This window comes from Pueribacillus sp. YX66, from assembly GCF_041725775.1.
Taxonomy (GTDB): Bacteria; Bacillota; Bacilli; order Bacillales; family UBA6769; genus Pueribacillus.
Map to the genome: position 1 here is coordinate 117,854 of NZ_JBEUEL010000003.1, position 24,339 is coordinate 142,192.

At 38.0% G+C, this 24,339-nt stretch carries 20 protein-coding genes and 5 tRNA genes; 22 read left to right on the forward strand and 3 right to left on the reverse strand.

What is annotated here, in order from left to right; all coding sequences use genetic code 11:
* Positions 1-157 precede the first annotated feature (157 nt).
* From ABU914_RS02610 to ABU914_RS02620, 3 genes are all read left to right on the forward strand, one after another.
* Positions 158-1,783: a Na/Pi cotransporter family protein gene (locus ABU914_RS02610; protein WP_379668202.1), complete on the forward strand. Its 1,626-nt coding sequence runs from the start codon at positions 158-160 to the stop codon at positions 1,781-1,783.
* Between the two features lie 622 nt (positions 1,784-2,405).
* On the forward strand, positions 2,406-3,434 hold the full coding sequence (locus tag ABU914_RS02615; RefSeq protein WP_379668203.1) for an LPXTG cell wall anchor domain-containing protein: 1,029 nt from the start codon (positions 2,406-2,408) through the stop codon (positions 3,432-3,434).
* 278 nt (positions 3,435-3,712) lie between these two features.
* Positions 3,713-6,106 (forward strand): YhgE/Pip family protein, encoded by a 2,394-nt coding sequence (locus ABU914_RS02620; RefSeq protein ID WP_379668204.1) that lies wholly within the window; start codon positions 3,713-3,715, stop codon positions 6,104-6,106.
* Between the two features lie 54 nt (positions 6,107-6,160).
* Here the strand turns inward: ABU914_RS02620 and ABU914_RS02625 are convergent, their stop codons facing one another.
* The 3 genes from ABU914_RS02625 to ABU914_RS02635 all read right to left on the reverse strand — a co-directional run bounded on the left by ABU914_RS02625 (position 6,161) and on the right by ABU914_RS02635 (position 7,465).
* Positions 6,161-6,487 (reverse strand): AzlD domain-containing protein, encoded by a 327-nt coding sequence (locus tag ABU914_RS02625; RefSeq protein WP_379668205.1) that lies wholly within the window; start codon positions 6,485-6,487, stop codon positions 6,161-6,163.
* The gene (locus ABU914_RS02630; RefSeq protein ID WP_379668206.1) at positions 6,478-7,215 is read right to left on the reverse strand and encodes an AzlC family ABC transporter permease; all 738 of its coding nucleotides are present in this window, start codon (positions 7,213-7,215) and stop codon (positions 6,478-6,480) included. Before ABU914_RS02630 ends, ABU914_RS02625 begins: the two co-directional genes overlap by 10 nt.
* Before the next feature lie 76 nt (positions 7,216-7,291).
* Positions 7,292-7,465, reverse strand: a complete 174-nt coding sequence (locus tag ABU914_RS02635; protein WP_379668207.1) for an SE1832 family protein — start codon at positions 7,463-7,465, stop codon at positions 7,292-7,294.
* Positions 7,466-7,716: 251 nt separating this feature from the next.
* Between ABU914_RS02635 and ABU914_RS02640 the strand changes: the two genes are divergently transcribed.
* From ABU914_RS02640 to ABU914_RS02730, 19 genes are all read left to right on the forward strand, one after another.
* Positions 7,717-7,791: transfer RNA gene (locus ABU914_RS02640), tRNA-Glu, on the forward strand.
* 155 nt (positions 7,792-7,946) lie between these two features.
* Positions 7,947-8,019: transfer RNA gene (locus tag ABU914_RS02645), tRNA-Thr, on the forward strand.
* Positions 8,020-8,111: 92 nt separating this feature from the next.
* Positions 8,112-8,193, forward strand: a tRNA-Tyr gene (locus ABU914_RS02650).
* 37 nt (positions 8,194-8,230) lie between these two features.
* Positions 8,231-8,305: transfer RNA gene (locus tag ABU914_RS02655), tRNA-Gly, on the forward strand.
* Positions 8,306-8,376: 71 nt separating this feature from the next.
* Positions 8,377-8,449, forward strand: a tRNA-Ala gene (locus ABU914_RS02660).
* Between the two features lie 767 nt (positions 8,450-9,216).
* Positions 9,217-11,244 carry a DUF262 domain-containing protein gene (locus ABU914_RS02665; RefSeq protein ID WP_379668208.1) on the forward strand — a complete coding sequence of 676 codons (2,028 nt, stop codon included), beginning with the start codon at positions 9,217-9,219 and terminating at the stop codon, positions 11,242-11,244.
* 281 nt (positions 11,245-11,525) lie between these two features.
* Positions 11,526-12,422, forward strand: a complete 897-nt coding sequence (gene rocF, locus ABU914_RS02670) for an arginase (RefSeq protein WP_379668209.1) — start codon at positions 11,526-11,528, stop codon at positions 12,420-12,422.
* A gap of 101 nt (positions 12,423-12,523) precedes the next feature.
* On the forward strand, positions 12,524-13,354 hold the full coding sequence (gene cdaA / locus ABU914_RS02675; protein ID WP_379668210.1) for a diadenylate cyclase CdaA: 831 nt from the start codon (positions 12,524-12,526) through the stop codon (positions 13,352-13,354).
* Entirely contained in the window at positions 13,347-14,576 is a 1,230-nt protein-coding gene (locus ABU914_RS02680) for a CdaR family protein (RefSeq protein ID WP_379668211.1), read from the forward strand. Before cdaA ends, ABU914_RS02680 begins: the two co-directional genes overlap by 8 nt.
* Before the next feature lie 31 nt (positions 14,577-14,607).
* Positions 14,608-15,963, forward strand: a complete 1,356-nt coding sequence (glmM, locus tag ABU914_RS02685; protein WP_379668212.1) for a phosphoglucosamine mutase — start codon at positions 14,608-14,610, stop codon at positions 15,961-15,963.
* Between the two features lie 229 nt (positions 15,964-16,192).
* Positions 16,193-16,444, forward strand: coding sequence for a DNA alkylation repair protein (locus ABU914_RS02690; RefSeq protein WP_379668213.1), 252 nt, complete (start codon positions 16,193-16,195; stop codon positions 16,442-16,444).
* Between the two features lie 15 nt (positions 16,445-16,459).
* Positions 16,460-17,308, forward strand: coding sequence for an MBL fold metallo-hydrolase (locus tag ABU914_RS02695; RefSeq protein WP_379668225.1), 849 nt, complete (start codon positions 16,460-16,462; stop codon positions 17,306-17,308).
* 47 nt (positions 17,309-17,355) lie between these two features.
* Entirely contained in the window at positions 17,356-18,615 is a 1,260-nt protein-coding gene (gene cypC, locus ABU914_RS02700; protein ID WP_379668214.1) for a CYP152 family fatty-acid peroxygenase CypC, read from the forward strand.
* 1,063 nt (positions 18,616-19,678) lie between these two features.
* A complete protein-coding gene (gene thiD / locus ABU914_RS02705; protein ID WP_379668215.1) occupies positions 19,679-20,500 on the forward strand; it encodes a bifunctional hydroxymethylpyrimidine kinase/phosphomethylpyrimidine kinase in 822 nt (273 codons plus the stop codon).
* Between the two features lie 48 nt (positions 20,501-20,548).
* Positions 20,549-21,367, forward strand: a complete 819-nt coding sequence (locus tag ABU914_RS02710; RefSeq protein ID WP_379668216.1) for an undecaprenyl-diphosphate phosphatase — start codon at positions 20,549-20,551, stop codon at positions 21,365-21,367.
* 62 nt (positions 21,368-21,429) lie between these two features.
* Positions 21,430-21,777 carry a DUF4260 domain-containing protein gene (locus tag ABU914_RS02715; RefSeq protein ID WP_379668217.1) on the forward strand — a complete coding sequence of 116 codons (348 nt, stop codon included), beginning with the start codon at positions 21,430-21,432 and terminating at the stop codon, positions 21,775-21,777.
* A 182-nt stretch (positions 21,778-21,959) separates the two neighbouring features.
* Positions 21,960-22,358, forward strand: a complete 399-nt coding sequence (gene crcB, locus ABU914_RS02720) for a fluoride efflux transporter CrcB (RefSeq protein ID WP_379668218.1) — start codon at positions 21,960-21,962, stop codon at positions 22,356-22,358.
* Positions 22,355-22,759, forward strand: a complete 405-nt coding sequence (locus tag ABU914_RS02725; RefSeq protein WP_379668219.1) for a fluoride efflux transporter FluC — start codon at positions 22,355-22,357, stop codon at positions 22,757-22,759. Before crcB ends, ABU914_RS02725 begins: the two co-directional genes overlap by 4 nt.
* Positions 22,760-22,815: 56 nt before the next feature.
* Positions 22,816-24,162 (forward strand): aspartate kinase, encoded by a 1,347-nt coding sequence (locus tag ABU914_RS02730; RefSeq protein WP_379668220.1) that lies wholly within the window; start codon positions 22,816-22,818, stop codon positions 24,160-24,162.
* Positions 24,163-24,339: the final 177 nt, after the last annotated feature.

Below are 24,339 nucleotides of genomic sequence, written 5' to 3' on the forward strand. Positions count from 1 at the left end.
AATATCTTTTTAAAAAAAGACGAGTTACAATAATAGAGAATACATTTTGGTAACAATTAAATGGTTTACTTTCATTTGTTTATTATTTAACATGTTAGTGGAAAGCTAAGAAAAGAATGTTGAAATATGTTGAATCAATGAGAAGTGAGCTGAAGAAATGGATTTACAAACATTGCTGTTTTCTTTTTTTGGTGGTCTAGGTATTTTTCTATTCGGTATTAAATCAATGGGGGATGGTCTACAAAAAGTTGCAGGAGATGGACTGCGAGATTTGCTTGATCGGTTTACGACGAAACCGCTTATGGGTGTTCTTACCGGAATTGTTGTTACGATTTTAATTCAGTCGAGCTCAGGGACAACAGTGTTAACGATTGGATTAGTTACAGCAGGGTTTATGACATTACGTCAAGCGATAGGTGTCATCATGGGCGCGAACATCGGGACAACAGTGACAGCGTTTATTATCGGTATTAACATCTCCGAATACGCATTACCGATTATAGCGCTTGGAGCTTTTTTAATTTTTTTCTTTAAAAATCATAAAATTAACAACTTAGGTCAAGTCTTTTTCGGATTTGGTTCACTCTTCTTTGGCTTAACATTAATGGGCGATGGGATGAAGCCACTTCGCGATGCACCTGCGTTTACTGATTTAACGCTTTCAATGTCAGACAATCCCTTGCTAGGCGTACTGATTGGTATTATTTTTACGATGATTGTCCAAAGTTCATCGGCAGCAATTGGTTTGTTGCAGACTCTTTTTGACCAAGGTGCAATCAGTTTGCATGCTGCATTACCAGTGTTGTTTGGGGACAATATCGGAACGACGATTACAGCTATTTTAGCTTCAATTGGTGCTTCGGTTGCGGCACGTAGGGCAGCACTTGTGCACGTTATTTTTAACGTTATTGGGACGATCATTGTATTAATTTTATTTGTTCCGTTTACGCATTTTATTGAATTTTTACAAGCGAGCCTTGATTTAAATCCCCGTATGACAATTGCGTTTGCTCACGGTACATTTAATGTTGCAAATACGATTATTCAATTTCCGTTTATTGCAGCACTCGCTTGGATTGTAACGAAATTAGTTCCAGGCGAAGATCGGATGATTGAAAATAAAGCTGTTCATTTAGGTGAACAATTTATTCGTCAATCTCCTTCCGTTGCACTCGGGCAAGGGAAAAAAGAAGTGCTAAGGATGGCAAAATTAGCTATGCAAGGAATTGAAGAAGTAGGCAATTATTTTAAAACACAAGGAAAAAAGCACCGCGAGATTATTCCGCAAATTGAAGATGCGTTAAACAACTTGGATAAAAAAATTACTGAATACTTAGTGAAGATCTCTTACCATTCTTTGACAGACCAAGACTTAAAAACACACCACATGTTATTAGATACGGTTATAAATCTTGAACGGATCGGAGATCATATGGAAAATATTATGGAACTCGTTGATAGTCAAATTAACAATAAGGTAAAATTCTCTGATGAAGCGTTGAAAGATTTAGATGAAATGTTCAATCTTACGCTCTCAACTTTGAAGCAATCAATAGCAGCATTAGAAACCGATGATTTAGAAGAAGCAAAAGCTGTGATTGTGAAAGAACGCCAAATTGATGAGATGGAACGCGAACTCCGCAGAAAACATATTATTCGACTAAATGCGAATCAATGTACAGGAACTGCCGGCATCGTGTATGTTGACATCGTCAGCAATCTCGAACGGATCGGGGATCACGCCGTGAATATTGCTGACGGTGTTATCGGAGAAGAACATTGAAAGCTAATCAACCTCCCAAACCATTGGGAGGTTGATTTTATGTAAAAAATATACATACACTATACTGAAAAAATGGTTTTGTTGATTTTTACGTGAAGCAAATAAGAGGAAATATGCGCAAAATATTCCAAAAAATTACACAAAAAAATGATATGGCGTGAAATGGCACTATAAAAGCAATGAAATAAAATCTTGCATGTTTTCAGAAAAAACAAACTAAACAATATTGACAGAAATCATAAAATATTGCAGAATAATATATAAATTACAACAAAGGACAAAATACTACAATTTATGGGAAATTATCAAACAAGATAATGACGGTTAAAAGGATCATAAATACCTTCATATATTAAATTTTAAAAAATCCCTATATTCATATCTTTACTTTATACATGATCAGTTGAAAGGGCTTTCTACAAGCGCAATCCTTAATTCAGCACATGCTTTTGATTTATAGCTGAAGTACAGGATCTATATAAATATTTTTACGCGCTAAATCGTTTTTATCTGTCTGAACAATCTGCTTCAAACAGCGTGAGGGGGGAGGATAGGGTTACATACTAAGGTCGTATCGCTTCTAAACCAAGTCTATGAATCTTTCAAGGAGGGCTAAAGAAAAATGAAGCAATTTTTGAAAAAAACTGGGATAACAGCTTTGGCAGTTCCACTTATAGCACTTTACTCGGGTCAGGCTGGACAAGTGAGTGCAGCTGAGGAAACTAAAACATTGGAGTATCGCTGTACTGGAAGTGCCGCAGGTCTAATTGATGTTAATATCAATATGGATGTGGAAATTAGTTCAACGGTACCCGAGTCTGTAGAACCAGATGCTGAATTTTCAATTCAAAACTCTTATACAACTATTAGCATGGAAGTAACCGACATATTAAGAACTGCAGCAAACCCACTTCAGGGGGAAGTGTCACAATTTAATTTAAAACTTAATAATGCTACAGAAACTGGCTCAGGATCCGATGTAGTGAATGTAGCGTCAGAGCCTTTAGCCTTTGGTCCAATTAATATTGTTGATGAAGATGAAACCGTTGAATTTAGAGTTCCGGAAGCAGACGGAATTAATGTAGATTTAACTGCCGATGAATCTGGTAATGTTGAAATTTCAGCTGGAGAAATTATTACGAACGTTACTGTACTAGGTGGTTTAACATCTGTTGATGTAACATGTACGCCAATTGATGGTCAAAATCTCGTTTTAAATTCAATTGAAATTGCTGGTGAAGATCGAGGTGATAGTGACCCAGGTAATGATGAAGATCCAGGTGAAGAACCGGGTGATAACAATAACGGTGAAGGGCCAAGCGATGGCAACGACGATGAAGACCTAGGTAATAACAATGACGGTGAAGGTCCGGGCGCTGACAACGACAGTGAAGACACTGGAAATGGTAATGACGATGAAGGACCGGGAAGTGACAATGATGGTGATGATAACGATGGAACTACTAACATAGATGGTAGTGACAACGGATCAGACGATACTAAGAAGAAAACAAGTGATGAAAACGAAAAAGGTGGAGAACTGCCTAAAACAGCTACGAATACTCCTGTGATCCTCTTACTTGGTTCGATCTTAGCTTTGGCTGGAGGGGCATTAGTCCTTTTCAGAAAGAAACAAGTGATGATTGAATAAAAAATTATGAATGAGGCACGCATGCTGTACGAGTGATGGTATGTGTGCTTTTTACCAAAAAACATGAAAATATCATCATCAGTTTATCAATGCGCTAATACAAATAAATAAAGCATTTTTAAAAAAAGAAAACAAAAAAGAAAGCGCTTACAGTATAATGGAGTTGAAAGGAGGTTATTAAATATTCAAAGATTTCAAACAACCGATAAAGGCAGAGTCGTATGGTCATGTTTGATGACTGAAAAGTGTGAAGCTTTATTTATGGAGGTGTAACTTCAATGGCTGACTTTATTAAAAGTCAATTTTCAAAATTATCCGCAAATAAAACTGTTTTTATATCGATTATTTTAGCATTGTTTATACCAGCATTGTATGGGGCTATTCTTCTAACCTCTAAGATGCATCCTACTGACCACATGGATAACTTGCCAGTTGCAGTCGTGAACGATGACGTTGGTGTGATGTCTGATGGGGAGCCGTTACATGTCGGTGATCAATTAGTTGAAAGCCTGAAAGAGAGTGAAGCGTTAGGTTGGGATTTTGTAGATTCATCGACAGCGATGGAAGGGTTACAAAATAATGACTATTACATGGTGATCGTCATTCCCGAAGATTTCTCACAAAATGTAACGACGCTAACTGAACCTGATCCGAAAAAGCTTCAATTGAAATATATTCAAAATGAAGGACTTAACTTTACTGCTGCAACGATTACAGATACGGCTGCGAATACAATTAGCCAACAACTTGAACAAACGATTATTCAGCAATTTGCTACGGAAGTTGTCGGTCAAGTCGGCTCAGGACTTGAAGAAGCTGCTGATGGTTCCGAGCAACTTGCAGACGGAACAGTTGAGCTTCAGGAAGGGACAGAAGAATTAAATCAATCCGTTACGAGTAAGACAGCCGATATTGAAAGATTAGCTGCCGGTTCACAAGAGCTCAATGATGGAACAAATGAATTAAATCAATCCGTTACAAGTAAAACAGGTGATATTGCAAGATTAGCTTCGGGTTCAAGAGAACTTAAAGACGGTACGAACCTATTATTAAGCAATTTAAAAGGAAACTCTGGAGACATTAAAAAACTAGCTGATGGATCCAAGGAACTGCATAAAGGTACTAGTACGTTAAAAGGCGGAACAGGGCAGATTTTAGATGGCTTGAAAGATGCTAAAAGTGGAAGTTCACAGCTTTACAACGGTCTGTCGAAGGAAGTTGTTCCGGGAAGTAAAGATCTAGCTGAAGGAAGTTCTAGACTAGCTGAAGGAAGTGTAGAGCTCGCTGCAGGTGTAGAAGAAGCCCAAGCCGGAGTAGGAGAAACTATAGAAAGCATAGAGCTGCTATATAATGGATTAAAAGATTTACTACCTTTAGGAACACCAGCAGTTAAAGAAAACCCTGTTTATCAAATGATTTTAAACCAGCTTGAGCAGAACCTTGCTGAAGCTCCTAATAAGCAGAAAGATTTTCAAAGGTTAGTGGATGGCGCTAATGAATTAAAAGCTGGTGCCAATGAACTAAACGCTGGTGCCAATAAATTACATCATGGATTGTCTACTCAATTTCAACCAGGGTTAAAAAAATTAGATGCTGGTCTTTCACAACTAGTTGCGGGGCAAAATAAAGTCGTTGCAGGAGTAACTGAATTACAAGCTGGCGCAAAACAAATCGCTGACGGTAATGCAGGCGTGAGAAGTGGTTGGAATGAGCTCACAAGCGGTGCAGCACAGCTTGATGATGGAGCCTCTCAAATTGCAGATGGTAATGTTCAAGTAAACGAAGGTTGGAAACAATTAGCTGTTGGATCTACGAAACTCAATGTTGGTGCAGGCCAAATTGCCGAAGGAACTGCCCAAGTAAACGAAGGTTGGAAACAATTAGCTGATGGTTCGACACAGTTAAACGATGGAGCCATCCAACTTCGCGATGGCGGTCAGGAACTTGCTGAAGGATTGAAAGCAGGTGTAGAGAGTATTGCGCCGTTAAAAGATAACGAAGAAAATATTGAAATGTTTGCTTCTCCTGTAGAGCTTGCGGCTGAAAAAATCAATAGCCCAGAGTATTACAGAGATACGACAGCGCCATTTGTTATGTCTCTCGGTTTATTTGTCGGGATTTTGATTTTGTCGCTCTTTATGAACTTTAACAGACCAGCAGATGTTTCACCGATAAGATGGTTTGTTGACCGATTTGTGAACTTATCATTGTTGGCTATTATTCAAGCTGTATTGTTGTTAATTTATGCACTTGTTTTTATCCGAATGGGAGCAACAAATCCTGGATTGTTAGTGCTCACCTTAATTGTTGCGGCAATCTCATTTTCTGCAATCGTTTTATTCCTTGCTTCCGTTGCCGGGAATGTTGGAAGATTTATTGCCGTTGCCTTTGTTCTTATGCAAGTACCGACAACAGGTGGAGATCTACCCATCATCATGCTAGGTGATGGACTCAGAAGCTTAACACCGTTTTTACCTTTTAAATATTCAATTGCAGGAATTCGTACATCATTAATGTTAGGAAATACCGAGCAAATCTTCTTTAACGTCGTAATTTTGTTAGCATTTGGTGTTGTTGCATTGGCGTTAACTTATGTCGTTTATCTATTTAAAAAGGATAAAGACGTGACCCATTTTGAAGAAACAGAGGCAACACCTGGAAGTGCGTTTTAAAAAGTTCATATAAAAAAGCGGGCAAGGAACTTCTTTGCCTGCTTTTAATTTGATTTAAAATAAAAAGCGCAGGACCATCATCGATAGTAATCCTACGATGACTGTTCCGAGTAAGCTGCGTGTTAAAATAGCTGTTAAAAATGCGGGAATACATGCAAATAATTCTAGTTTATTGTCTATGAGTGAAAATTCGTTGTCTGACAAAAGTAACTCTTGTGCAAGCAAAGCAGCCATTACGGCAACAGGAATATGTTTTAACCAGTTAATTGCCCATTTTGGTAATTCAATTCGGCTTAATAGCATCAGCGGAAGAACTCTCGGAATAAACGTGACGATCGCACAACCGATGATAATGAATAAAATATACGAGTTTATATCCATTTTTCAATCACCATCCCGATCGTTGCGCCTAATATCGTAGCGACGATAATGCTTGTACTACCTGAAAATAAGAAGCTTACAAGTACGACAATCATCACAGCGCTTAGCCCAACGAGAATATCGACAAAATATTCTTTTCTACTCAGCATTTGTAAAACGAGTAATCCGATGAACATAGCGGGCAACGCAAAATCAAGTCCGTACGCTTCAGGATTTGGGATCCACTTTCCGAAATAAGCTCCAGCAATATTGGCGACTAGCCAATTCAAATAGGCTGTAATGTTTAAACCGAGCATCCAATAAAAGCTTGCACGTTCTTTGCCTGGAAGTTTATTGATGGCAACTCCAAATGTTTCGTCGGTCAAATGCGTTCCGATAATCATATTTTTCCATGGGGACAAGTGACGAAAATATGGAGAGATGGCAGCACTTAGCAAGAGATGTCTCAAGTTCACAAAAAAGATCGTAACGATAATCGCAGAAATCGGATGGGAAGCGGCAATTAAACCGGCAGCAATAAATTGACCAGAGCCCGCATAAAGGAGCAAACTCATAAGTGTAATCTCTAAAATGCTTAAGCCAGCGGTTTTTTGGACGACTCCCGCTGCAAATCCGATACTTAAGTAGCCTAATAATGTTGGAACACAATCTTTAACTCCTTGCCAAAATTGTGCAGCGTTATTAGCCGAGGTGTATTCTGAAAGTGTAAGGGAGTCTCGTTGCTTCACACCTCTCACTCCAATCTAGATTGTCATCAATTGAAAATACGGCTCATGAACAGATGAACCGTTTTCCTTATCCGTATTATAGTTGCTTTCTTAATTGACTTAACTCTTTTTCAATAGCTTCTAATCGTTCTTCAGCTTTTGTTGTACGCTGACCAACAGATTCTAGTTTTTCAAGGTCATTTTGAACACGAATATAATCCATTTTTAGCTCAGCAATTTTCTGTTCAATTTCTTTTCTCTCAGAAGACATACGCTCACCTCATATTAATATTAAAAGTCACATTCTGTGGGACAAAGTCTCGCTTTATAGTGTATCTGCGTTTTTATGATTAAGCAAACGATTTATATAGTATTGTAAAATCGTGTAGCCTTCATTGTTTGAACGGCATGACATGTATTAAGCTAAAATGTGTGAAAATAAAGAAATTAATGAACCACTTTACAAAAGTACAGGTTGTTTATATAATGATATTCGTCAGTTTCTAAATGACGGAAGATAATGGCCCGTTGGTCAAGTGGTTAAGACACCGCCCTTTCACGGCGGTAACAGGGGTTCGAATCCCCTACGGGTCACCATATTTTCCACCGAACGGGTCTAGCTCAATTTGTAGAGCAACGAGCATAACATCTTCCGAATAAGCTGCGAGTAACCCCGAAGCATTGACATCTGAGAAAATTGCTAGCAGATGCAGGGGTAAACGTTAAGTGGAAAAGCTTCGTTTTATTATCATGCCGGTCTAGCTCAATTGGTAGAGCAACTGACTTGTAATCAGTAGGTTGGGGGTTCAAGTCCTCTGGCCGGCATACTTTTTTGGAAAACCGAGTTCAGAAGCCAGAAGTCAGATTGGAATGATAATGATCTGGCCTCTGGTTTCTGTGTTCTGATCTCAGGAAACGGAGGGGTAGCGAAGTGGCTAAACGCGGCGGACTGTAAATCCGCTCCCTTAGGGTTCGGCGGTTCGAATCCGTCCCCCTCCATCATACATCGATGTTTCATGCTTACGAATGTATATGTGCGGAAGTAGTTCAGTGGTAGAATATCACCTTGCCAAGGTGGGGGTCGCGGGTTCGAATCCCGTCTTCCGCTCCAACATGCCAGAAGTCAGGAGTTCCAAGCTAGAACTGATTTGAATCTGGCGTCTGAAATCCAATATTTGTCTTGGGGCCTTAGCTCAGCTGGGAGAGCGCCTGCCTTGCACGCAGGAGGTCAGCGGTTCGATCCCGCTAGGCTCCATTTAATAGTTTTATTTGGTTTTATGAAGTGTCAAAATCCTTAAGCGGTAGGGGTTTTGACATTTTTTTATTTCGACTCTATTATATTTGTTGAGGTAAAGATGTTTTCTGAATTTTATCCAAACAAATAAATACACGCATTGTTTGTTAAATATTTATAAACGTACAATTTATGTAACTGCTCAATTTCAAGAATTTGTAAAAGACTTTTTAGATGTTGAAAAAAATTAAAAGTGAATTTAGTAAACATCGTGGTACGAATAAATTTTCAGGATATCCAATTAAGGAAATGTACAATGCTATTAATTAAAGGAAGACTATTTTGTTTATGACTCTGCAGTTATTAATCAATCATAAAAACAATAATTATATCGCCGAATGAGTAGAAGGACTAATAGAAGAGTGTTAAGCAAAATATTTAATTCGTATGGATGAGAGTATGCATCGTTAATAAGCAATTCGGTTCGGTCATGATGAAATTTATTTAGAAAGATTCCAATCGGACTTTATTTTATATTCGAAAACCTGATTATTTTGCTCAGCTCTTTATGAATCTTGAGGTCGAAATATAGAGGAAGAACAATAGAAAGAAGATTTACTTCCTTATATAAATGAGCATGAAACTGAAATCGAGTTTGAAGATGGGAGGCGTGAGATTAAAAGGTGTTAAATCAATGAACGATTAGAAATATTGGGAATATTACATTTAGAAAATTGTTTAAAGGGTCGAGTGTTAATTTTTTATAAAAACTATTAGAGGTGTTACAAATGGATGCAGGAACGATAAGGTTGCTTGAGTTTTTATACCCTCCTAAATCTGTATTTCGAATACCTGTCTATCAAAGAAGATATGAATGGACAGAGGAGCAGATTAATCAATATTTTAATGATATAGAAAAAATTGCTTTAAATAATGATATCGAAGGACATTTTTTAGGAACGATTGTATTTGTTAAAACTTCTTTTCCGAGCATGGGTAGCGATTATATCATTATAGATGGACAACAAAGAATTACAACGACTTTTTTATTTTTAAAAGCAATCTATAATTCAATTGATAATGAAAATACACGAGCAGATATCAAAGAAACATATTTTGAGAATAGAAACGTTGAAGAAGAGTACAAATATAAATTAATATCTGTAGAAGATGACCGAAAAGACTTTTTAGAATTATTAATTCATAATGAGTATGATAAACCATCGAAAATTCATATGAATTATAAACGATTAATTTACTTAATTCAACATTCAAAAGCTACTAGTGAACAATTGTTTGATGCTCTTCAAAAAATTAGAATTGTTTATATTGAACTTGAACAGGGAAAAAAAGAAGAAAATCCTCAGGTGATTTTTGAAAGTTTGAATTCAACTGGACTATCTTTAACAGAATCAGATTTAATTCGCAATTTTTTATTAATGAATGAAAAACCAATGGTGCAAGAACATTTATATAAAAATTATTGGTTATTAATCGAAGAAATGTTAACGAATGCAAAAATATCAGATTTCATTCGAGATTATTTAACGATGAAAACAAGTGCTATTCCAAATAAAAATAAAGTTTACCAAAATTTCAAACATTATATGATAAAAAATCAAATTTCTAGTGAAGTAATTTTAGCAGATCTGCTAAAATTTGCGCGTTACTATAATGAATTATTAAATCCGAATAATAAAAATAAAATTGTTCAAAATCACTTAATGATGATTATTCAGTTAAAGTCTACGGTGACGTATCCGTACTTATTACGCCTATTTGATAAATATTACGATAAAAATGAAATTAATAAGGAACAATTTATAAATATTTTAACAATCATTAATTCTTATTTAATCAGAAGGTCGATTGTCAATTTCCCTACAAATGCTTTGAATAAAGTATTCAGTACAATTGGAAAGGATGCGGATAAAAATAAAGAAAAACGAACAGAAGAAGAGTCTGTTATGGAGTATTTGTTAAGTCGAACAGGTAGTGCATTGTTTCCAAGAAATGAGAAATTAAAAGAAAGTATTCTTAATGATGATATGTATAATCGTAATCATCGTTTAGCTAAATTGATACTTAGTCAAATCGAAATTCAAACGCATAAAGAAATAGTGGACTTTGAAGAAGTGACGATTGAACACATTTTACCAGCTACTTTAACTCCTAGTTGGCGGGTAGAATTGGGCGATAATGCTATTGATGATCATAAACTCTATAAAGATGTATTAGGAAATTTAACGTTAACGAATTATAATTCTGAGTTGTCCAATAAGTCTTTTAATGACAAAGTGACTTATTATCAAGATTCAAATATTAAATTAACTCGAGAGGTATGTCGTTATAATACTTGGAACAAAGAATCAATTCACCAAAGAGGTATAAATCTATATAAAAAAATCATTGAGATATGGCCAATCCCTGAAGATAGATATGACAAAGGTAAGGAAAAAGAAATAATAGGCGATACATATTATTCTGTTTTTGAATTACTTTCAGTCACAGGTAAAAAGCCAAAAGTTTTAGTAATTGCTGATGAAGAATTTATTGTGAACTCTTGGAAACATACATTAATTACTTATTTAAATTGGCTAGCAGACTTTGATATTGAGCAATATCTCGAACTACCTAAACAAAAATCTTTTCAAAAACTTCTATCTTATACAGACGAGGTTTTGAGGAAAAGTGAAGAAGTAATGAGCATTTTTGTTGAAACGAACTTGAGTGCACAGTCTATCTATAATTATATTAGTTCGTTAACGGAGTATTACGACATGGAAGATGATGTGTTCATTCGTTTAGATTTTTAATGTTAATGTGAGTTGTATATTTGTCTGTATAATAAACAAATCGAGTGAAATTCATGCATTATTTACTAGACTACTTTGCTTTTTGCTTCATCTAGATTGCTTAAAACTAAAAATCAAAATGCAGAAAGGGTCAAAGGTATCATAAAAAGGAATAATATTTTTGGGACTCCCCGCTAGGCTCCATCCGAGGAACCTTAAATGTTAAATTTAAGGTTCCTTTACTTTTTGGTATGATTGAAATTATATTAGCGAATTATGCAAGGGTGGAAGGGGAATATCCTATGAAAAAACCGATTTCAATTATTGGCGTTCCGATGGATTTAGGTCAGGCGAAGCGCGGGGTTGATATGGGGCCGGCAGCAATGCGGTATGCGGATGCGCTTGAACGCCTGATTGGATTAGGTTATGACGTCGAAGATCTTGGAGATCTTGAAATTGAACGACCTCAAGTGAAAGAAACGAATGAAAAATTAAAAAACTTAAAAGAAGTGGCGAGAGCAAATCGTAAATTAGCGTCACTTGTTTCAGATGTTGTCAGCAAAGGACACTTTCCGCTTATTTTTGGTGGGGATCATAGTATCGCGATCGGTTCGATTGCTGGGATATCAAAATACTATAAAAATCTAGGTGTGATTTGGTTTGATGCTCATGGAGATATGAATACGAAAGAAACGTCCCCAACTGGTAACATTCACGGCATGCCTTTGGCAGTAAATCTTGGAATGGGTGACGATATTTTAACGAAAATTGAGAGCGGTTCTCCGAAAATAAAGCCAGAGCATCTTACGATCATTGGGGTACGTTCACTCGATGAAGGTGAGAAGCAAATGATTCGTGATTTCGGCATCACTGTCTATACGATGCACGAAGTTGATCGGCTAGGAATGGCTTACATTATGGAAAAAACGATTGCGTATTTCTCAAAACATACAGACGGCGTACATATAAGCTTTGATCTTGATAGTCTTGACCCCCTTGATGCGCCAGGAGTTGGAACCCCTGTGTTAGGCGGATTAACGTATCGTGAAAGTCACCTAGCTATGGAAATGTTAGCCGAATCCGGGATCGTAACTTCCGCTGAATTTGTCGAAGTGAATCCGATTTTGGATGAGCGGAATAAAACGGCACAGACAGCGGTTGCTCTTATCGGTTCCTTATTTGGGGAAAAATTACTATAGCTAGCTGTTCATGTGATATAATGAAATGGTTATGATCGTAACAAGTCGTCCAGCAGGGACGGCGTAATCCTGTGATAAAGAAACGCACTGGAGGATGACGAATGTGGCCTCTCAATGAATTGAACTTTTCGAACTTCATAAGTGATTTTGGAGATGTGATCGACATCTTACTCGTCACTTATGTAATCTATAAATTAACAATGCTTATACGCGGAACGAAAGCGATTCAACTGTTGAAAGGGATTTCTGTCATTATTGCCGTCTGGTTTTTAAGCAGTGCTTTCCAGTTACAGACGTTAAAATGGCTCGTTGAACAGGCGATAAATTTTGGTTTTTTAGCGATTATTATTATTTTCCAGCCTGAGTTACGACGAGCGCTTGAACAGCTTGGACGTGGTCGTTTTTTTACGCGATATGCGACAATTGAAGAAGACGAATATAAAGATGCGATCGATGCTCTCGTTAAAGCTTCTACATATATGGCTAAACGACGAATCGGTGCGTTAATTTCCATTGAGCGTGAAACAGGAATGAATGAATACGTAGAAACGGGCGTGCCGGTTCAAGCAAAAATTACGTCTGAATTGCTCATCAATATTTTTATTCCGAATACACCCCTTCATGATGGCGCAGTTATCGTGAGTAAAAACAATATTTTAGCAGCAGCATGTTATTTGCCCTTATCTGAAAGCCAATTGATTCCGAAAGAGTTAGGGACGAGGCACCGGGCTGCAATCGGAATAAGTGAAGTGACGGACAGTTTAACGCTTGTCGTTTCAGAAGAAACGGGTCAAATTTCATTAGCCAAAAATGGAGAACTTCATCGAGACTTAGATGAAGAACAATTAAAACGATTGTTAACGACTGAACTCCATCGTCAAAGCACAACAGCTTCGTCACGTTGGCAATGGAGGGGGAAAAATAATGGATAAACTGTTGAAAAGCAACTGGTTTGTCGTCTTAATTTCCTTTATATTTGCACTGATGCTTTATGCAACCGTAGCAGTACCAAAAAATATGCAGAATTCAGGTTCGGAATCGCGTAATCAAGTTGGCCAAGAGCAGTTGGAAGATGTAGAAGTGCATGCTTATTACGATGAAGCGAAATACGTTGTTTCAGGTGTGCCTGAAACGGTTGACGTCACGTTATCCGGTTCACCGACACAGTTGTTTATGGCTAGAATGGAAAAAAATTTAGAAGTGTTTGCGGACTTGAACAACTTAAGTGTTGGGACCCATACGGTTCGACTTCAGCATCGTGGGTTATCAGATGGAATTGATGTGGCCATTTATCCAGCGTCCATAACAGTAACAATTGAGGAACGAGTGAGCAAAGATTTTCCAATTACAATAGAGTATGTAAATAAAGATAGTTTGCCCGAAGGTTACAATGTAAGTGACGCGGTCGTGTCACCGACGAAAGTGACGATTTATGGAAGTGAAAGTCAACTCAATCAAATTGCGTCAATCAAAGGATTTGTTGATTTGGACGGAGCACAAGATACATTTATGACAAGTGTTCCAATTAAGGTGTACGACAAGAATGATAATGAATTAACTGGTTTTTCACTAAATCCGAATGTCGTTGATGTTGAAATACCAATTGTATCTCCGCATAAGTTTGTACCGATAAAAATAAATCGGGAAAATAGCTTACCTGATGGTCTCAGCATTGAATCGATATCAGCAAACCCAGAAACGGTTGTTATTTTCGGTTCAAAGGGTGACATTGAAAAAATTGAGTTCGTTGAAGTTGCAGTCGATTTGAATAAGCTGTCTGATAAAGACGGGAACAGTGTAACGCTAACCGTTGACATTCCGTTACCGAAAGGAGTAAAACGAGTTGAGCCTGAACAAATTGAAATTACCATTGAACTAGGAAAGAAAGAAACAAAAACAATTAAAAATGTTCCGCTTGAAGTGAATGGTTTGCGTGAAGGGTTGACGGTTTCTTTTATCGATCCGAAAGATGGAGAACTGGATGTTGCCATGAGTGGAGCAAAAACAATTTTAGAACGTATTACAGCAAAGGATATTCATGCGATTGTTGATGCTTCAGGGTTAGGAAAAGGAGAACATAGTGTTGAAGTAAAGTTTAACGGACCCCAAAACGTATCATGGCAGAAAAGGAAAACGACGATTTCAATTCATTAATGGTTGTTATTGTAAAAGAGGAGTGAATGAAATGGGGAAATATTTTGGCACAGATGGTGTCCGTGGAGTTGCAAATCGTGAACTCACCCCAGAACTAGCATTTAAAATTGGAAGATATGGTGGTTATGTTTTAACAAAAAATTGTGAAGGTAAACCGAAAGTGCTAATTGGTCGTGACACGAGAATTTCAGGTCACATGCTTGAAGGGGCACTGATTGCAGGGTTGCTTTCAATTGGCGCTGAGGTGATGCGTCTCGGTGTTATATCGACACCGGGGGTTGCGTATTTAACAAAAGCGTTAAATGCTCAAGCCGGTGTTATGATCTCAGCATCACATAATCCGATGCAAGATAATGGGATTAAATTTTTTGGTTCTGACGGGTTTAAGCTTTTAGATGAACAAGAAGCTGAAATTGAAGCTTTGTTGAATGAAGATAACGATCACTTACCTCGTCCAATTGGCGAAGACCTAGGTGTAGTGAATGACTACTTTGAAGGAAATCAGAAGTATTTGCAATATTTAAAGCAAACGATCGATGAAGATTTTTCAGGTTTAGTCATTGCCCTTGATTGTGCACATGGAGCGACATCATCCCTTGCTCCTCACTTATTTGCTGATTTGGAAGCTGAGATTGTGACAATGGGTACAAATCCGAATGGGCTAAATATTAACGCTGGTGTCGGCTCGACACATCCTGAAGCATTAATCGAATTAGTGAAAGAAGAACATGCTGACATCGGTTTAGCGTTTGACGGTGACGGTGATCGTTTAATTGCTGTTGATGAGAATGGCACGGTTATCGATGGCGATAAAATTATGTTCATCTGTGCTAAGTTTTTCAAAGAACACGGACTGCTTAAGAACGATACTGTTGTGTCTACCGTTATGAGTAACTTGGGTTTTTATAAAGCATTAGAAACCAATGGTATTCAATCTAAACAAGCGGCAGTCGGTGATCGGTATGTGATGGAAATGATGCGTGAAGGGAATTTTAATCTCGGTGGTGAGCAGTCGGGTCATATTATTTTTCTTGATTATACGACGACAGGTGACGGGATGCTGTCAGCTTTGCAACTCGTTAACATCATGAAACGGACAGGCAAAAAGCTATCTGAGTTAGCAGGAGATATGCAAACGTATCCACAACGTCTCGTTAACGTAAAAGTAACGGACAAAAATCGTGTACTTGAAAATGAGCGAATAAAACAAACGATTGATCAAGTTGAACGGGAACTAGGCAAAGATGGGCGCGTACTCGTACGACCATCTGGCACAGAGCCACTCGTACGAGTGATGGTTGAAGCCCCGTTAAAAGAACAATGCGACGAATATGTACAAAAAATTTCGAGCATTGTTCAAGACGAAATGGGAATAGAAGAAAACTAATTTTGTAGAGGCGAACCATTCAGTTTAAATACTGATATGGCGCCTTTTTGTATTTCCATCTATAACCTATTAGAAAGAAATAAAGCTCATAAATTAAAGACTTGCTCGTCTGCAAGTCTTTTTCGCTTCAGCTGGGAAAAAGTGTAAAATATTTAACTGAATTATAGACTGTTATGAAATGGGGATGATAAAATGTACAGTCTTAACTAATTGTAAAGGAGTTGTTGCTATGGCTACTCGGTATCGTTGTCCAAATTGTCGAACAAATCGTTCTCGTTTTAACATTATTGAACAAAATGCTTATGCAGTAAAGCTTGATCCTCAAACAGGTCAAATTATTGAAAAGTACGAAGCTGGTGTTAATCCTGGTCCGTTTCACAAAATGTATAGTGGACCAGAAAGAAGGCTACAATGTGCGGTCTGCGGATTGAACGAAAACGAACAAACGTTTATTAAATTTGGAGAGAAACAGGAGAGATAAAAATTGAATAAAGACATGAGTTACGGAAGTGATTATAAATATATTCCGACAACTTCAATTGGAAGTGGCATCGGTATTGAATTACTTCCTGATTTATATTGTTATACAATTCAAATCGTGAATATCGTGTTAGTCGGGAAGCCCGAGACAAATGAGTTTGTATTAGTTGATGCCGGCATGCCAGAGTCGGCGAATAAAATTATTTCAGTTGTAGAAGGTCGTTTCAAAAAGAATAGTCGACCGAGAGCGATAATTTTAACACATGGACATTTTGACCACGTTGGAGCTGTCATTGAGCTTGTTGAGTATTGGAAAATTCCTGTTTATGCACATGAATTAGAACTACCTTATTTAACAGGGCAGAAAAGCTATCCTAAACCCGATCCATCAGTTGAAGGCGGAATCGTTGCAAAGTTGTCTCCGATGTTTCCGAATGAATCGATTGATTTAGGGACGAATATTCATCTTTTGCCTTCAGATGGATCTGTACCACACATGCCTGGATTTCGCTGGATTCATACACCAGGACATACACCTGGTCACGTTTCGTTATTCCGAGAGAATGATCGATCGCTCATAGTAGGAGATGCGTTTGTTACTGTTAAGCAAGAATATTTGTATAAGGTGATAACACAAGAAAAAGAAATGAGTGGACCACCACGCTACTTGACGACAGATTGGAAAGCTGCAAAACAATCTGTTGAAAAACTAGAAGCTTTAAAGCCGTCTGTTGCGGTAACGGGTCACGGGGCACCGATGGAGGGGAATGAGCTTTCAAGCAATTTAAAAATGTTAGTTGAAAAGTTTGATCAAATGGCAGTTCCGAATTATGGAAAATTTGTTGACAATGATCGATTACATTAATGGGCTATTATCATGAAAATCATTATTTTGACAGGGAGAAATGTTCAATGCAAAAAACGAAGCGATTACCACGTGAAAAAGGATTCGATCATAGCATCAATTTAATGAGAGAAGGATATCGCTACATCTTGAACCGAAGACAAAGTCTTCAATCAGATTTATTTGAGACTCGATTAATGGGACAAACAGCGGTTTGCATGGGTGGTAAGGAAGCAGTCAAGCTTTTTTATGACAATGAAAAATTTCAAAGACAGGGTGCAGCGCCAAATCGTGTACGCGAAACGCTATTCGGAGAAAAAGGCGTTCAGACGTTAGATGGTGAAGCACATAAGCATCGAAAGATAATGTTTATGTCGCTTATGTCTTCTGAAAAACTAGCAGATCTGGCGAATTTGACAAAAAAAGCATGGGAGCATGCTGTTCGAAACTGGGAACAAACCGAGCAAGTTATTTTATACGAGGAAGCTAAAAAAATGTTTTGTCAAGTCGCTTGCGAATGGACAGGTGTTCCACTAAAAGATAACGAATGGCATGAACGAACTGATGCCTTAAGCAGTTTGTTTGAGTCTCCTACAAAAATTGGACCGAATCATTGGCGTGGTCGTCACGGAAGAAATGTAGTTGAAAATTGGATTGCTAAAATTATTACAGACGTTCGGGAGGAAAAGTTAAAGCCGATGGAGGGAACAGCGTTACATACGTTTTCATGGCATCGTGATGTTAATGAGCAACTGTTGTCTCCTGAAGTTGCGGCAGTTGAAGTAATTAATATTTTACGTCCGATTATTGCGATTGCAGTTTATGTTTGCTTCATTGTACTCGCTTTAAAACATTACCCAAACGACAGAGAGAAAGTCATTTCTGACTTTGAACAGTATGCAGACCCGTTTATCCATGAAGTACGACGCTTTTATCCGTTTTTTCCGTATACAGCCGCACGTGTAAAACAAGACTTTACGTGGAACGGTTTTACGTTTAAACGAGGTACGTTAACATTGCTTGATTTGTATGGAACAAATCATGACCCAAAACTTTGGGAAAACCCCGATTTGTTTAAGTTGGATCGTTTTATTGAAAAAAATGAGCATGTTTTTACACTCATTCCGCAAGGAGGAGGAGAATATGTCACTGGACATCGGTGTGCTGGAGAAGCAGTTACGATTGAAGTGATGAAAATGAGTCTAAATTTTCTTGTTAACCGAATCGAGTATAAATTGCCTGAGCAAGATTTAAGCTATAGCTTAGTTGATATGCCGAGCATTCCGAAAAGCAAAGTTATATTAACGGATATAAAGAAAAAAAGATAAAGCCGGTAAGTGATCGGCTTTATTCTTTGATGCCTTCAAGCCATTCAGAGTAACAGATATCACACAATGTTTCTTCTCGTTCTTTGGCTTCGTAAAAAAAAGAAATATAATGAAAATTTCGTTCTTCAATGACATCATCACAATTGAAACAGGTGCTTTCCACTTTGTTCACCTTTCTTTATCCATAGTTTCAAAAATTTTTAACGTTAGTTTTTCCAAATAACAAGTGAAACATGCAAGGCAATTTTTATTTGTGAAACAAATTTTTTTACGATACAGTAATAGAATGAACTGTTTCTAAGGGTGACATAAGTGCCGCAAGCTTTGAACGCAGATGAAACCACAACATCGCAAGGTACCTATTCAAGCAGTTGCATCATCAGCATTTGATGAAAATGACGTTCCTGTGCAAATTATTTTAATCGAAAGCGGTGTTTAAGTTGTTACAGGGGAGCGGATCATTCCTGATTTTATGAAGCGGGATAATTGAATGTATTAAATTTTGTAACTCCATATGTAAAAGGTAGAGTGCTCGACATCGCATGTGGCTCGGGCGATGGGCCTATTTTGTTGCAAAAATGTGTAAACACGATTGTGAAGAAATTGTCGGAGTCGATATTGACCACGATACAATTCAGTATGCAATGAAACGTTATTAACATCCTCTTGTAACTTAGCAAAGAGAGAATGCTCTATTACCCTCATTCAAGAAATCGGACAGTTCGATACGGTTATGAGTTTTGAAACGCTAGAGCATGTAAGCCGACGAGAAACAGTTTGCTAAACAAATGTACCGCTTTTTTAAAGCCTGGTGGTATATTCATATTGTCTACTCCATTTGGGGAAGGAAGAAGTAAACCGTACTGTATCCGATTTCATTATTTTCAACTGACTCGTGAAGAATTCGAGACGCTATTTCGTTCTCTGCCCTTTGAACAAGTGCAGTTTTATGAACGCGGGGAGTGACATTTGAGCAGCCTAGTGAAGGTGTAAAGTATAATTTTGGCATTGTCGTTGCTAAGAAATAATAACGTAAGTATAGAAAGGAAATGGTGAAACATCCATGTACCGAGCATTATCGATTGCCGGAGCCGCTGCAAGAAGCGGAGCTGGTATTCAAGCAGATCTAAAAACATTTCAAGAACTAGATGTTTATGGAATGAGCGCAATTACAGCAATAGTTGCGACTCACCCGGAGACGAAGAAAGGGATTTTTCCTCATTCACTTGAAGTGATTGAAGCACAGTTGTATACAATCTTAAGAGATATTGGCGTTGATGCGCTCAAGACAGGCATGCTGTTCACTGAAGAAGTGATTACACATGTAGCGAATTGGCTTAAAAAGGCTGAAACGGACAATATCGTCGTCGATCCAGTCATGATTGGAAAAATGGGTTCAGCATTATTAAAAGACGATGCAATCGATGCAATGAAAAAGAAGCTTATCCCGCTCGCGAAAGTAATTACGCCGAATATGCCTGAAGCGGCTCGACTGCTTAACATTGACAAACTTACGACAGTTTCCGATTTAAAAGCTGCTGCGAAAGCGTTGCATGAATTAGGATCAGATTATGTGCTTGTGAAAGGCGGACGGCTTGAAGGTCCAGCTACTGACATCTTATATGACGGGAAACAGTATTATATTTTGGAGTCGCCTAGGATTAACACAATCCACACGAACGGCGCGGGTTGTACGTATTCGGCTGCAATTACAGCAGAACTTGCTAAAGGAAAAACAGTACTAGATGCGGTTGAAAAAGCAAAAAAATTTATTACAGCTGCGATCCGTCATTCATTTGGATTCAAACGGGGAGTTGGTCCGACGTATCACGCGGCATACGGAAAGTACGATGAGGCATCTGTTCTTGTGACGATTGAAAAGTAGATTTAGATAGACTGATAGGAAGCAAAAGTCGGGAAATGGGGAATGATGATGGAAACAAATATAATGATTTTACTTAAATACATTTTTTTAGGGTTATTGCAAGGGATTACGGAGCCAATTCCGATTTCATCAAGTGGACACCTCGTGTTAGCACAACATTTTATGGGGATTGCAACTGAGAAATTAACGTTTGAGCTTCTTGTCAATGCAGGATCACTCATTGCTGTTCTTATCATTTATCGAAAAGATATATGGCGTCTCATCAAAAATGGGCTTTCATACTTAACAACACGCAATGAAGCAGCGAAATCGGATTTTCGATTTATCGTTTATTTAATGATTGCGACCATTCCTGCAGGTGTAGCCGGAGTTCTTTTTGAAGAAAAAATTTCAAGTATTTTTAAAGGTGGCGTTATTGGAATTGGGATCACGCTTCTCATTACAGGAGTAGCGTTATTTCTCATTCGGAACCTTCGCGGTCGTAAACAAGATAATGATTTACGCCTTCGTGATGCAATTATCGTCGGTTTGGCACAAATGATTGCATTAATTCCAGGGATTAGCCGCTCTGGTGCAACGATTGTCGCTGCCATGGGGGTAGGTATGAAACCTGATACTGCGTTGCGGTTTTCATTTTTGCTTTATATCCCAGTTAGTGTTGGAGGTACACTCCTAAGTGTAACTGATATGATCAATGATCCTGATTTAACGACATTGTTTGTCCCCTATGTACTCGCTTTTCTCGTATCGATCATTGCATCTTATTTTGCATTAAAATGGTTTATGGGCATTATGCAGAAAGGGAATTTAATTTACTTCAGTTTATATTGTTTTATCGTTGGTACGTTAGTGATTATTTTTGCGTAATGAATAGGAAAAACCGCTTCAATGTAGTGATAAACGTTAGCTGAACAAGGGGGGAAATGTTGGTGAATAAAATTATGTTGCACATCGAGGGTTTTTCGATTTTACTTTTAAGCCTATACATGTACATGCATTTCCAGTATAGCTGGGTAATGTTTGTCATCTTGTTATTTGCACCAGATCTCTCGATGTTCGCTTATTTATTAAATTATAGAATTGGAGCGATAGTCTATAACTTCTTTCACACGTATAGTGTTGTCATTGGTTTTATTTTAATTAGTTTGTTACTAGAAAACCCACTACTCTTAGCGATTGGCTTAATTTGGATGGCGCATATTGGGATGGATCGAATGTTCGGATTTGGATTAAAGTATCCGGGTCAATTTAAAGATACTCATTTAAACCGAGTTTGAAAAAACGGGCTTTATCGATATTTACCTACGCGGGGTATAATGTTCCTTTGACGAAAGCAAAGCACTTGAAGAATTGTCATTCGCATCGTATGACAAGAAGGTTGATGAATCGGGGTGAACATCGTAAAGTAGACATGAAGGGTAGTCGAATCTACGAAATTATGTGAATAGAGGAATGAATCATGCTCGTATTTTTACTTGTTGGAATAGCTGGAGCGATCGGTGCTGTCCTTCGCTACAGTTTAAGTATATATTTTCCGTTTGCTGCTGGAGATACGTTTCCGTTCGCAACGGTCATTGCAAACTTACTTGGAAGTTTAATCCTCGCATTGCTAATTAGTTTTTTTTCAGGAAAAAGACAATTATCTGAAAAAGTAGAGGCGATCATTTATACAGGGCTTATCGGTTCATTTACGACATTTTCCGCGTTTAGTGTCGAAACACTAGAGTTGCTGCAGAACGATGCTTATTTCTTAGCATTCACTTATGTGATAATAAGTGCTGTTGGCGGCTTTTTGATCGCAATGTTCGGTTATTCGATCGGAAAACGTTTCAAAAGAGAAGGGGGTACAGCATCATGATGAACATCCTTCTCGTAGCGGTTGGTGGTTTTTTTGGAGCAATTGCCCGCTATTATGTGACACGCTCATTGACAAAAAATTTTTCTGGAACGTTTCCGCATGCGACGTTATTTGTTAATGTCCTCGGTTCATTCGTACTCGGTGTTATGCTCGGTTTTCAAGTTTCGACTACGGTGAATTTGTTGTTTGGTGTTGGATTTCTTGGAGCGTTTACAACATTTTCAACGATCAATGCTGAGCTTGTTACATTTAAACAAGAAAAAAATTGGGTTTTTTTTACAAACTACATCGTCCTCACATATTTGTTCGGGATTGTGATTGCTTTTGCCGGTTTCATGACTTCTTCGTTGATGTTGGAATTAAAAATGCACTTACAACATATTTATTTTATGTTAAAATAAATTGTTGTAGTTAATCTAGTAAACTTTTTTTTGGTCCACAGTCAGGAGGAAATAGAGTGAAAGTTTCAAAGTTCGGGGGCTCATCCGTTGCAAGTGGAGAGCAAATCCGCAAAGTGTTTGACATTGTTCAATCTGATCCAGAGCGTAGAGTCGTTGTCGTTTCGGCACCGGGTAAACGGTTTTCTGATGATGTTAAAACGACGGACTTACTCATTGCTCTAGCTGAAAAATATTTAAAAAATGGAGAAGCAAAAGCCGAACTCGAAGCGGTCATTGCCCGTTATCGTGAAATTGCAGAAACGCTTGAACTTGATAAAGAAATTGTAAATGAAATAGAGTTAGACTTTAAAGAACGTCTTGCCTTAAGCGACGATCCGGAACGATTTCTAGATTGTATTAAAGCGGGTGGAGAAGATAACAATGCGAAGCTCATCGCTCGCTATTTTCAAAGGGAAGGTGTTGCAGCGACGTACGTAAACCCGAAAGAAGCTGGTTTACTTGTCAGTGATGAAGTTGGAAATGCTCAAGTGCTTCCTGAATCATATGATCGTTTATATGAGTTACGAAATAAACAAGAGATCATTATATTTCCAGGTTTTTTTGGATATTCACCAGAAGGGAATCTCGTTACATTTCCGCGTGGTGGCTCAGATATTTCTGGTGCGATTTTAGCTGCTGCTCTTAAAGCCGATCTATATGAAAATTTTACCGACGTTGATTCCGTATATGCAGTGAACCCGAATATCGTCAATCATCCGAAAGAAATTACTGAATTAACATATAAAGAAATGCGTGAGTTATCGTATGCAGGTTTCGGTGTGTTTCATGAAGAAGCACTTGCACCGGCGTTCCGTGCGGGTATCCCTGTATGTGTAAAAAATACAAATAACCCGCTAGCACCGGGAACGATGATTGTTGCGGAACGAAAGCTTAACGGTGATCCTGTTGTTGGTATTGCAAGTGACGATGGTTTTTTGAACATTTATGTTGAAAAATATTTAATGAATCGCGAAATAGGTTTCGGACGAAAGTTGCTACAAATTTTTGAAGAAGAAGGTTTATCGTATGAACATACGCCTTCAGGCATTGACAGTCTCAACGTCATTTTGAGGGCAGATCAACTAACAGAAGATAAAGAAGCTCGGCTTATCGATCGAATTGAAACAGAACTTCATACAGACAAAGTGAAAATTGAACGGAACATTGCACTCATTATGATTGTCGGCGAAGCAATGAATCAAACGATTGGCGTTGCCGCAAAAGCAGTTACTGCGATTCAAAATGCAAATGTAAACATTGCAATGATTAACCAAGGGTCTTCAGAAGTGAGTATGATGTTTGGTGTCAAAGAAGCTGACGTCGAAAAAGCAGTAAAATCCATTTACGAAGCTTTTTTTGGATAATATAAAATTAAACATTGAAAAATCCGCTCAAAGCTTTGAGCGGATTTTATTTAGTGTGCGAGGCATGCACATATTCTATAAGGTTAAAGTCCTGAATCGTGAAGGCAGTAGTAGCGATTAGCTTAAGACAAGGGTGTCCACCGTGAGGTGGAGCCTGAAGGAAGTCGGCGGCAAATC